The 1124-nt window shown below is 47.0% G+C and carries 2 protein-coding genes; both read right to left on the reverse strand.

The genetic code is table 11. From position 1 onward, the window contains the following. On the reverse strand, window positions 1–278 hold a 278-nt coding region (locus BT125_RS28290), incomplete at its 3' end, for a transposase (protein WP_170866883.1). A gap of 573 nt (window positions 279–851) precedes the next feature. Further along, window positions 852–1025: a hypothetical protein gene (locus BT125_RS29530; RefSeq protein ID WP_170866882.1), complete on the reverse strand. Its 174-nt coding sequence runs from the start codon at window positions 1023–1025 to the stop codon at window positions 852–854. Between the last annotated feature and the right edge of the window lie 99 nt (window positions 1026–1124).

Genomic DNA, 1124 nt, shown 5'->3' on the forward strand with positions numbered 1-1124 from the left:
TCCAATCGATTGCGATAGCGCGTCGCACGGGCAGCCAGTGCTTTCATTAATTGCCCCAATCCAGCGGTTGACTCCCCAGGAGCTAGCAACAAATGGACATGATTCGTCATCAAGCAATAGGCGTAGACCTTCACCCCGAACGCATCTTTCAGCTCTCGCAGATCAGAGAGATAGCGCTGATAATCCTCTGCCGCCGCAAACACCACCTGCCGGTTATGGCCTCGCTGCACTACGTGATGCGGGTAATTCAGTAAAACAATACGTCCCATCCTGGGCATATTTGATTCCTCCTCCATGGAAGCTTTCAGCGTAGCAAAAAATAAAATAAATCTGTCCCCTTTGCCCCTTTGCCCCTTTGCCCCTTTTCTCACTATCGCTTCATAGCCAAAGGCCCCAATTTATCGTTAGTGAAATAGCGAGTTTCAATATCTACGGCCGGCTCTAATCCTCCATAAAACTCTGCCACCTCATAAATCTTACATAAATTTCCCGCGTATACCTGCATAGCTTCCATCAAACCATCGGCATCGAGCTCGTCAACCCAATCAAAAGACAACTCGACATCCGTCACCGCACCAAACTTAACTACCCTCAACAGGACCAAAGGTAGCAACAGCGCATATGCAACCCTAAATCGTCCAAGCAGTTCTGATAGGCAGATAGCATTCTCACAAGTTAAAAAATCATCGATTAATTCTTTATAGACCCCCCGTCACGTGAAACCAATATGGGCTCAGAGAGTTTTAGATCCGAGAGCGTTTCAGCGCTTCCTTCGATCGCTGTCAATAGTGCGAGCAATTTTTTTGCAGGCACGTCTGCAAAAACAACTTCATAAGATTCAGTAGCCATTATCAATACACAAACCCTTTGAATGTTCCATTCATATTAAGACGTATACCTCGACCATCCGGCAAACGTTTTTCCAAGAAGGGAATCCCCTTGTCTGTGGTAATGGGTTTGAACTCTCCGGGAGCTCGGGCGATTTCACGCAAATGATTCATGGCCTGTTCGTTCCAAGTTTTCATTGAACTGTCTAGTCCTGAAATAGGTTTACACCTGTTTCACCCTAACGCCCGATGCACCGCATCGGGCGTTTTGTATTTCAAAGACAGGTGCGGACGCTC

Origin of the sequence: Pseudomonas sp. NFACC04-2 (assembly GCF_900119265.1) — a bacterium.
GTDB lineage: Bacteria > Pseudomonadota > Gammaproteobacteria > Pseudomonadales > Pseudomonadaceae > Aquipseudomonas > Aquipseudomonas fluorescens_AA.